The organism is Bradyrhizobium sp. (genome assembly GCF_030693485.1).
Classification (GTDB): domain Bacteria; phylum Pseudomonadota; class Alphaproteobacteria; order Rhizobiales; family Xanthobacteraceae; genus Bradyrhizobium.
In genome coordinates this window covers 1-9,756 of record NZ_JAUYAN010000023.1, presented here as the reverse complement: position 1 = coordinate 9,756, position 9,756 = coordinate 1, and the positions used below count along the sequence as shown (strand labels likewise).

The following is a 9,756-nucleotide window of genomic DNA, read 5'->3' as shown; positions in this document are numbered from 1 at the left end:
GCGCGCCTGACGCCGCCGAGAAAGGATTCGGTCGAGGGCCGATCGAACAGGAATCCGGTTTCACCGTCGGTGATGGTTTCGGCGAGGCCGCCGGTCTGGTGACCGATCGGCAGCGAACCGAACCGCTGCGCATACATCTGGCTCAGGCCGCAGGGCTCGAACCGCGACGGCATCAGGGTGAAATCGCTGCCGGCAAAAATTCGTCTAGCCTGCCCGTCGTTGAAACCGATGGCGACGCCGATCGCATCCGGCCGTCGGCGGTGCGCGTCGACCAGCGCCTGCTCGATGGCGGGCTCGCCGCTGCCGGTCACGATGATCTGGCCTCCGGATGCGATGATCTCGTCGGCAGCGGCCAGCACCAGATCGACGCCCTTCTGGTGCACCAGACGCGCGACCAGCCCGAAAATCGGGCCGCGCGACAGCGCCAGCCCGAATTGCTGGCGGACGTAATCCGAATTCGCCTGCTTGCCCTCCCAGTCTCCTGCGCCGAAGGGCTGCGCCAGCTGAGTGCAGACGCGGGGATCCCAGCTCTCGTCGATGCCGTTCAGGATCCCGGTGAGTTGGGCTGCGTCGGAGCGCAGGCGCAACAGGCCCTCGAGCCCGCAGCCGAGTTCGGGCGTCGTGATCTCCCGTGCATAGTTTTCGCTGACGGTGGTCAGATGCGACGCGTAGACGATGCCGCCCTTGAGGAAGGACAGCTTGTCGTAGAATTCGAGGCCATCGATGTGGAAGGAGGCTTCGGGCGCGCCGATCCGGCGCAGCGACTCCTTCGGGAACAGGCCTTGATAGGCGAGGTTGTGGATGGTCAGGATGCTCGGGATCCTGACCGCGCTCCAGGCGAGATAGGCCGGCACCAGCGCGGCCTGCCAGTCATTGGCGTGCACCAGGTCCGCTGCCCAATTCCTGTCCAGTGTGCCTGCCGCCAGCTGGGCAGCGGCCGAGGCAAAGCGTCCAAAGCGCACGTCGTTGTCGGGCCAGTCCCGGCCCGATGCGTCGCCATAGGGATTGCCGGGGCGGTCATAGAGTTCCGGACAGAGCAGGACGTAGATCGGCAGCCCGTCCCTGGTTGCCGTCAATCCGAGCGAGCAGGCCGGCATCTCCGCCAGCGCGGGACACTGACCGACGATCTGGATGTGCAGGAATTGTTCGACCACGTCCCGGTAGCCGGGAAGAATGATCCTGACGTCGCTGAGCGCGCGTAGCGCCCGCGGCAGGGCCGCGGAAACGGCCGCGAGCCCGCCCACCCGGACGAAATCATCCATTTCCGTGGTAACGAACAAGACTTTCAAGAAACGCCCTCGTACCAGCGCTAACTCAGCCCTTGCAAGAAAGGTTCCAGTTTTCGGCAGCGGATCAGATGGCTTGTATCGGGAGAAACCCTTCCCAGGCCGAGCGGCGCAATCTAGGGTCCGCCGCGCCGGACCCGGCGGCCGGGAGCTTACATTCAAGCTGGCTGACAACGATGAGGGTAATTTGACAAAGAGCTTCGAAGGCCTGCGCGTGCTTGATTTCTCGACCACCATTGCCGGCCCGCATTGCACGCGGATGCTGGCCGACCTGGGGGCGGAGGTCATCAAGGTCGAGACCACCGAAGGCGAGACGATGCGGACCCGTCCGCCGGTACGCAACAATTGCAGCACCGCTTTCGGCCAGCTCAATATCGGCAAGAACAGCCTGGTGCTCGACCTGAAATCATCAGGAGGCATCGAGGTCATTCGCCGGCTGATCGCCAGCACCGATGTGCTGGTCGAGAATTTTCGCCCCGGCGTGATGCGCAGGCTGAAGCTGGACTACGACTCGCTGAAGGGGATCAATCCGAAGCTGATCTATTGTTCGATCTCCGGATACGGCCAGACCGGACCATCGGCGGAACTGCCGGCCTATGCGCCGGTCATCCACGCCGCGTCCGGCTACGAGATGGCTCATCTGGCCTACCAGCCCGGGCGAAGCCGGCCGGACTATTGCGGCATCTATCACGCCGACGTGCTGACCGGCGTCTACGCCTTCGGCGCCGTTTCGGCAGCGCTGTATCAGCGCCACGGCACCCAACAAGGCCAGCACATCGACGTCTCGATGCTGGAATCGATGCTCAGCCTGACGCTCAACGAATTGCAGTGGTCGCAATTCGAGGTGAAGCCGACCCAGCGTCCGATGTTCGGGCCGATCGCGACCGCGGATGGATATGTAATGGTCGCGATCGCCAGCGAGAAGACGTTCCAGAGCCTGATGAAGGTGATCGGGCATCCGGAATGGGTCAGCGATCCGCGTTTTGCCGCCTATGCCGATCGCCGCGACAACTGGGCGAGCCTGATGGAGGGCGTCGAAGCCTGGTCGGGCGCGGTGACCACCGAACAATGCCTCGTTGCGCTGAATGCGGAAGGCGTCCCAAGTTCGGCCTATCGCACGGTGGCGCAGGCGCTGGCCGATCCGCAAATCGCGCATCGCGGCGCGCTGGCCGAGGTGGAGGACGCCGGCGGCACGTTCAAGGTTCTGAACCTGCCCTTTCGCATGTCCGGCGCCGGCGTCTCGGCGGCCCCGCGGATGGCGACGCTTGGCGAACACACGGTGGCGTATCTGCGTGAGACCGGGCTTTCGGACGACGAAATAGCGGCCTTTACCGGAAAGCGGATGGCGGCAACGTCGGGTTGACCTGGTCGAGGCCTGCGGCTTTTCAACCGTACGCCAACCTGCGGTCTTGCCGTCGCCGGTAATTCCAGCCAATCTGTCGCGCGGTCATCGACGATCCGGAATACCGGACGCAGGTCTTTTGGAGGGAGCATCAAATGAAAGCGGCTATCCGCTCGCGCACGTTTGCGCCAATATTTCATGTCGCGGTATTCGGCCTTGCTTTGATCGCAAGCCCTGCCAGCGCCCAAAAACAGGGCGGCACTATCACCGTCGGCCTCGAGCTCGACATCCCCGGTTTCGATCCGCTCAAGGTCGGCGTCTACGACACCGCCGCATTGAGCGCGTCATCCGCGATCTTCGAAACGCTCACCTATCTCGACGCCAACGGGAAAGCCCAGCCCAGGCTTGCTGTGTCCTGGGAGCCTTCCGAAGATTTCAAGATGTGGACCTTCAAGCTGCGTCCGGGCGTCAAGTTCCACGACGGCACGCCGTTCAATGCCGAAGCCTACAAGGCGAATTTCGACCGGCAGAAGGATCCTGCCAACAAGTGCCGCTGCGCCTTCTATATCGCGGGGACCAAGAGCGTCGAGGCGCCCGATGAACTGACGCTTGTCTATAACCTCACCGACCCCTCGGTGAACTTCCCCTCGCTGGTGTCCTATGCAAGCCAGAACAGTGCGGTTCACTCCCCCACGGCGTGGAAGACCAAGGGCGACGACTACAACCGCAATCCCGTCGGCACCGGCCCCTATGTCCTGAAGTCCTGGACCGCCGGTGATCGTTTGGTCCTGGAGAAGAACCCGAACTATTGGGACAAGGACAAGATCTATCTTGACCGCATCGTCCTGAAGCCGCTGCCCGACGCGCAATCGCGTTTTGCCAGCTTGCAATCCGGCGAAGTCGACTTGGTCTGGGATGACGAATTCAGCGCCGACAACATCGAGAGGGCGAAGAAGGACTCCAAGTTGACGGTGCACTCCTACACCGGATCCGGTGCGACCGTCACCGCCTTTAACACCAAAGTCCCGCCGCTCGATGACGTCCGCGTGCGCCGGGCGCTGGTGATGTCGCTCGATCGCAAGAAGATGTCGCAGGCGCTCACCAATGGTCTCGCCAAGCCAGCTTCCAATCCCTATGGCGACGGCTCGTGGGTGAAGTGCAAGGATGACGGTGCGTTGCCCTATGATATCGAAAAAGCCAAGGCGCTGATCAAGGATTACGGCAAGCCGGTTGAATTCAAGAAGCTGTTCACCGCAACGCCGCGCGGACGTGCCGCCGGCCAAGTTGAGCAGCAGCTCTGGAAGCTGGTCGGCGCCAACATGGAGATGGAGCAGGTCGACCAGGCCACGTTTCCGGCACGTGGCTTCACGCGTCAGTTCCAGGTGATCGGATGGCGGATCGTCGATCTCGCCGATCCCGACGTCCAGATGTATGCCAATTTCCACACCGGCAGCCCGGCGAATCTTGCCCAATACTCGAACCCGGAGCTCGACGGTCTGCTGCAGAAGGCCCGTACCACGGCCGACACCGACAAGCGCATCGACCTCTACTGCCAAATCACGAGGCTGATCAACAAGGAGGCGATCTGGTACTGGACCTTCCAGAACACCTACTACGCGATCTCGACGGCGAAGATCAAAGGCCTGCCCAAGATGTATAGCGGGGTGATCGACGTATCGCGCACCTGGAAGGAATAGCCGCGCATGGCGTTCTTTCTCGCGCGCCGGCTCCTCTACCTGGTGCCGGTGCTGATCGCGGTTTCGCTGCTGACGTTTTCCATCTCGTCGCTGCTGCCCGGCGATCTTGCCATGACGATCCTCGCCGACCAGGCAACGCCGGAGAATCTCGCTGCGCTGCGGGCTGACATGGGGTTGGATCAGCCGATCTGGAAGCGCTATTTCATCTGGCTCGGCCATATGTTGCAGGGCGATTTCGGCCGCTCCTTCCGCACCGGCCAGACCGTGCTGCAGGCGCTCGTCGAGCGGCTGCCGGTATCGATCGAGCTGATGCTGCTGGCGCAGCTCGGTGCGCTGTCGATCGGCGTGCCGCTGGCGATCATCTGCGCCGTGCGCAGCGGCGGCCCGTTCGACCGCTTCATGACCGGGACGGCCTTTGCCATGCTGTCGGTGCCGACCTTTCTGTCGGCGATCCTGCTGATCTATCTGTTTGCGGTGGAACTGCGCTGGCTGCCGGCCACCGGCTACGTGCCGTTTGCGGAAGATCCGCTCGGCAATCTGCGTTTCATGGTGTTGCCGGCGATGACGCTGGCGCTGGCCGAATGGCCAGGGATCATGCGCATCCTGCGGTCCGACATGATTGCGACCTTGCAGGAAGACTATATCTCGCTTGCCAAGGCCAAGGGCCTGAAGCCCGCCCGCATCCTGTTCGTGCACGCGCTGAAACCTTCGTCGCTGACGCTGGTGACGATCACCGGCATCAATATCGGCCGACTGATCGGCGGCGCGTTGATCGTCGAGACGATTTTTGCGCTGCCGGGGATCGGCCGGCTGCTGGTCGGTGCGATCCTCACGCGCGATCTTGTCATCCTGCAGGGTGTGGTCCTGCTGGTTGCCGCGGGCTTCGTCATCGTGAACTTCATCGTCGACATGCTCTACGCCGTGCTCGACCCCAGGATCCGCCATGGCCACGCTTGAACTCGACCTCGCCGAGGAGGCCGTCTCCGCGCCGGCAAAGGGCAGGCGTCTTGGCATGCTGTTCTGGGCCGCGACCGGCTGGATCATCTTCGTCTTTTCCGTTGCGATTTTCGCCACGATGCTGCCGATCCCGGACCCGAACGCCATGGACATGCTGGAGAAACGCGCGCCGTTCTCCGCGGCGCATTGGCTCGGCACCGACGGGCTCGGCCGCGACGAGTTCTCGCGCCTGATCTACGGCGCGCGCATCTCGCTGGTCGTCGGTCTCTGCGCGCCGATGATCGGCCTCACCATCGGCGGTGCGCTCGGCCTGCTCTCCGGCTATTTCCGCGGCCGGGCCGGATCCTTTGTCGTCGGCGCCATGGACGTGCTGCTGGCCTTTCCGCCGCTCATTCTCGTGCTCGCCGTTATCGCCTTTGTCGGGCAATCCATCCTCAATCTCACGCTCATCCTCGGCGTGCTGGGCATTCCCGCCTTCATGCGGGTGGCCCGCGCTACCACGCTGACGCTGTCGCGGCGTGAATTCGTCATTGCCGCGGAAGCGCTCGGCGCTTCGCATGCCCGCATCCTGCTGCGCGAATTGCTGCCGAACGTGATCTTGCCGCTGTTTGCCTTTTTTCTGCTCGGCGTTGCCGTCACCATCGTGGTGGAAGGGTCGCTGTCGTTCCTCGGCCTTGGCGTGCCGCCGCCGGTCTCGAGCTGGGGCAGCATGATCGGGGAGGGCCGTGAGAGCCTCGATGTCGCGCCACGACTCGCCTTCATGCCGGCGACCGCGATGTTCCTGACCGTGCTTTCCTTCAACCTGGTCGGCGACACGTTGCGGGCTCTCACCGATCCACGGCAGGGCGCGCTGTGACGGAACCCGCACTGCTTTCCGTTGAAAATGTGTCGGTCAACCTGCCGACGCCGCGCGGCAATCTGCGCGCGGTGGACCAGGTCGATCTGAGCGTCGGCGCCGGCCGGACGCTCGGCATCGTCGGCGAATCCGGCTGCGGCAAGACCATGCTGTCGCGGGCGATCCTGCAACTGCTGCCGAAAAAGGCCATGCTGTCCGGCCGCGTGATGTTCGACGGCGAGGACCTCGTGCGCCTCGACCGCGAACGCCTGCGCAAGCTGCGCGGTCGTTCGCTGGCGGTGGTGTTCCAGGATCCGATGACCTCGCTCAATCCGGTGCTCACCATCGGCACCCAGCTGATCGAGACGCTGCAGGAACATCTCGAGCTAGACGGTGTGGCGGCGAAGATGCGCAGCATCGAATTGCTCGCCGCAGTCGGCATTCCCGCACCTGAGCAGCGGTTGATGCAGTACCCGCACCAGCTGTCCGGCGGCATGCGGCAGCGGGTCGCGATCGCCATCGCACTGTCCTGCGAACCGAAATTGCTGATCGCCGACGAGCCGACCACAGCCCTCGACGTCACGATCCAGGCGCAAATCCTCGATCTGCTGGCGCGTGAACAGCGCCGCCGCCACATGGCGATGATCATCATCACCCACGATCTCGGCGTCGTCGCCGGCCGCACCGACGAGGTCGCGGTGATGTATGCTGGCCGCGTCGTCGAACGCGCGCCGACGCCCGATTTGTTCAAGAGAATGCGCATGCCCTACACCGAGGCACTGCTGGCGGCGATCCCGAAGATCGACGCCAAACCGCATACGCCGCTGCCGGCGATTTCGGGACGTCCGCCGGATCCTACCCGGCCACTGAAAGGATGTTCGTTTTCGCCGCGATGCAAGTATGCGTGGGCCCAGTGCCAGATCGAGAAGCCGCCGCTCGCGGATGCGGACTCGCCCGGCCACCAATATGCCTGCTTCCGCCCGCTCAACACCGAGGCGGGCGCCTCCGCATGATGCAGAACGCTTTGTATCCCGTCTCCGGCGATCCCTTGCTCAGGGTGGAGAACCTCGTCGTCGAATATCCCTTGGGCAACAAGACCGTCCATGCGGTGTCCGGCGTCAGCCTCGACATCGCGCGCGGCGAGACGCTCGGCCTGGTCGGCGAATCCGGTTGCGGAAAATCGACGCTCGGCCGCGCCGTGATACAGTTGCGTCGGCCGGTTTCGGGCCGGGTACTGTTCGACGGCCAGGATCTTACCGCGATGCAGGGCGATACGCTGCGGCGGATGCGCCGGCGCGTGCAGCTGATCTTTCAGGACCCGATTGCCTCGCTGAACCCGCGGCGGCGGATCGGCGACATCATCGCCGAGCCGCTGGTGATCTCCGGCGTCAAGGATCCGAAGAAGCGCGAGCAACTGGTCCATGAAGTTCTCAGCGCTGTCGGTCTCGATCCCCAACTCGTAATCGGACGGTTGCCACACGAATTTTCCGGCGGCCAGTGCCAGCGCATCTGCATCGCGCGCGCGCTGGTGCTCAATCCCGAATTCATCATCTGCGACGAGCCGGTGTCGGCACTCGACGTGTCGATCCGCGCCCAGATCCTTAATCTGCTGGAGGAGATGAAGGCGCGCTACGGACTGACGCTGCTGTTCATCGCCCACGACCTGGCGGTGGTGAAAGCGGTCAGCGACCGCGTCGCGGTGATGTATCTCGGCCGGCTCTGCGAGGTCGGTCCGTCCGAGCAATTGTTCGCGCAGCCGGCCCATCCCTATACCGCGCTGCTGATCGAGGCGATCCCGGTGCCGGATCCGGACGTGCGGCCGGCCGAAAGCGTCGCGGTGGGCGAGCCGCCGTCGCCGATCGCGCCGCCCTCCGGCTGCCGCTTTCGCACCCGTTGCCCGCGTGCGGACCAGCGCTGCAGCGATGAAATGCCGGAGCTTCGCGAGGTCGCGCCGGCCCAGTTCGCCGCCTGCCATCATCCATTGATCGGCGCTGATTAAGCGTCTAACAACGGGAAGAGCCATTTGTTCTGACGCGTTTTCCTCGCGCGAGAACGCCATGCTATCCGGCCAAAAGCAAAAAGCTATCGGGAGAGAAGCGATGAAGAGTTTCCAGGTTGTCGATTTCAACGCCCCCTTGCGGGAAGTCGACGCGCCGACGCCGCAACCGTCGGGAACCCAGGTGCTGCTCAAGGTCAAGGCGGCCGGCGTCTGCCACAGCGACTTGCACATCTGGGAAGGCGGCTATGATCTCGGCCACGGGCGCAAGCCGCTGTCGCTGAAGGACCGCGGCGTCTCGCTTCCGCGCACCATGGGACATGAGAGCGTCGGCGAAGTGCTGGCGCTGGGGCCGGATGCCAAGGCCGATAATGCCGGTCTCAAGGTCGGCGACGTCGTGCTGGTCTATCCCTGGCTCGGCTGCGGCAAATGCCAGACCTGCCTCGGCGGCGACGAGAACATGTGCGCCATCAAGCCGAACGCGATCGGCGTCTATTGTGACGGCGGCTATGCCGACCATATGACGGTGCCGCACCCGAAATACCTGATCAATCTCGAGGGTCTCGATCCCGTCACCGCGGCGCCCTATGCCTGCTCCGGTGTGACCACCTTCAGCGCGCTGAAGAAGGTCGAAAAGGATTTCAACACGCCGATCGTGATCTTCGGCGCCGGCGGCCTCGGCCTGATGGCGCTGTCGCTGCTGAAGGCGATGGGCGGTAAGGGCGCCATCGTCGTCGATATCGATGCGCGCAAGCGCGAAGCCGCGATGGCGGCGGGCGCGCTCGCCACCGTCGACGGCAAGGCCCCTGACGCGCTGGAGCAACTGACCAAGGCCGCCGGCGGCCCTATCCGCGCCGTGATCGATCTCGTCGGCAATGCCGCGACCGCGCAGCTCGGCTTCGACTGTCTCGGGAAGGGTGGCAAGCTCGTGATCGTCGGGCTGTTCGGCGGCGGTGCGCCATGGGCGCTGCCGCTGATCCCGATCAAGGCGATCACCATCCAGGGCAGCTATGTCGGCAATCTCCGCGAGACCAAGGAACTGCTCGATCTGGTGCGCAACATGAAGATTCCGCCGATCCCGGTGACGACGATGCCGCTGGCCCAGGCCAACCAGGCGCTGCTTGACCTGCAGCAGGGCAAACTGGTCGGTCGCGCGGTGCTGACGCCGTAGGGGTAGCCGTCATTGCGGGATGTTGCGTTAGCACCAGACCGCAGGTGCGCAATTGCGCACCGTGGAATCTCGAGATTCCGGGTTCGATGCTTCGCATCGCTCCGGAATGACGATCTTTCTCTTCCAGTCGAGGAATCTCAATGTCCGCCAACAACGCCCTCCACATCGCCGTGCTCGGCGGCGACGGCATCGGCCCCGAGGTAATGGCGCCGGCGCTTGAAGTGCTGCGCAGGATCGAGGCGACGACCGACCTCAAATTTCGCTTCACGGAGGCGCCGGCCGGCGCCAATCATTATCGCGAGACCGGCAAGTCGATGCCGGAAAGCACGATCCGGCTGTGCGACGAAGCCGACGCCATCCTGCTCGGCGCCTGTGGCCTGCCGTCGGTGCGTTACCCCGATAACACCGAGATTGCGCCGCAGATCGAACTGCGCGTTCATTTCGATCTCTATGCCGGGGTGCGGCCGGCGCG

9 protein-coding genes are annotated in these 9,756 nt (G+C 64.0%); 8 read left to right on the top strand and 1 reads right to left on the bottom strand.

Annotated elements, in window-relative coordinates; genetic code table 11:
• Positions 1-1,262, bottom strand: a 1,262-nt coding sequence (gene glgA / locus Q8N40_RS01965; protein WP_305710610.1) for a glycogen synthase GlgA, incomplete at its 3' end; no start/stop codon positions are given.
• A 211-nt stretch (positions 1,263-1,473) separates the two neighbouring features.
• Between glgA and Q8N40_RS01960 the strand changes: the two genes are divergently transcribed.
• The 8 genes from Q8N40_RS01960 to Q8N40_RS01925 form a co-directional block, all read left to right on the top strand.
• Positions 1,474-2,649 (top strand): CaiB/BaiF CoA-transferase family protein, encoded by a 1,176-nt coding sequence (locus Q8N40_RS01960; RefSeq protein WP_305318405.1) that lies wholly within the window; start codon positions 1,474-1,476, stop codon positions 2,647-2,649.
• A gap of 134 nt (positions 2,650-2,783) precedes the next feature.
• On the top strand, positions 2,784-4,325 hold the full coding sequence (locus tag Q8N40_RS01955; RefSeq protein WP_305710609.1) for an ABC transporter substrate-binding protein: 1,542 nt from the start codon (positions 2,784-2,786) through the stop codon (positions 4,323-4,325).
• A gap of 6 nt (positions 4,326-4,331) precedes the next feature.
• Positions 4,332-5,282, top strand: coding sequence for an ABC transporter permease (locus tag Q8N40_RS01950; RefSeq protein ID WP_305318407.1), 951 nt, complete (start codon positions 4,332-4,334; stop codon positions 5,280-5,282).
• A complete protein-coding gene (locus tag Q8N40_RS01945) occupies positions 5,269-6,138 on the top strand; it encodes an ABC transporter permease (protein WP_305710608.1) in 870 nt (289 codons plus the stop codon). Before Q8N40_RS01950 ends, Q8N40_RS01945 begins: the two co-directional genes overlap by 14 nt.
• Positions 6,135-7,130: an ABC transporter ATP-binding protein gene (locus Q8N40_RS01940; RefSeq protein WP_305710607.1), complete on the top strand. Its 996-nt coding sequence runs from the start codon at positions 6,135-6,137 to the stop codon at positions 7,128-7,130. Before Q8N40_RS01945 ends, Q8N40_RS01940 begins: the two co-directional genes overlap by 4 nt.
• The gene (locus Q8N40_RS01935) at positions 7,127-8,116 is read left to right on the top strand and encodes an ABC transporter ATP-binding protein (RefSeq protein ID WP_305710606.1); all 990 of its coding nucleotides are present in this window, start codon (positions 7,127-7,129) and stop codon (positions 8,114-8,116) included. Before Q8N40_RS01940 ends, Q8N40_RS01935 begins: the two co-directional genes overlap by 4 nt.
• A gap of 100 nt (positions 8,117-8,216) precedes the next feature.
• Positions 8,217-9,284: an alcohol dehydrogenase gene (locus Q8N40_RS01930; RefSeq protein ID WP_305318662.1), complete on the top strand. Its 1,068-nt coding sequence runs from the start codon at positions 8,217-8,219 to the stop codon at positions 9,282-9,284.
• A gap of 140 nt (positions 9,285-9,424) precedes the next feature.
• Positions 9,425-9,756: isocitrate/isopropylmalate family dehydrogenase (locus tag Q8N40_RS01925; RefSeq protein WP_305710605.1), on the top strand; the 332-nt coding region annotated here is incomplete at its 3' end.

Excerpts from the sequence above, each read along its gene's own strand:
- Q8N40_RS01955 (WP_305710609.1), top strand. The coding sequence starts at position 2,784 with ATGAAAGCGGCTATCCGCTCGCGCACGTTTGCGCCAATATTTCATGTC.
- Q8N40_RS01950 (WP_305318407.1), top strand. The coding sequence starts at position 4,332 with ATGGCGTTCTTTCTCGCGCGCCGGCTCCTCTACCTGGTGCCGGTGCTG.
- Q8N40_RS01945 (WP_305710608.1), top strand. The coding sequence starts at position 5,269 with ATGGCCACGCTTGAACTCGACCTCGCCGAGGAGGCCGTCTCCGCGCCG.
- Q8N40_RS01935 (WP_305710606.1), top strand. The coding sequence starts at position 7,127 with ATGATGCAGAACGCTTTGTATCCCGTCTCCGGCGATCCCTTGCTCAGG.
- Q8N40_RS01930 (WP_305318662.1), top strand. The coding sequence starts at position 8,217 with ATGAAGAGTTTCCAGGTTGTCGATTTCAACGCCCCCTTGCGGGAAGTC.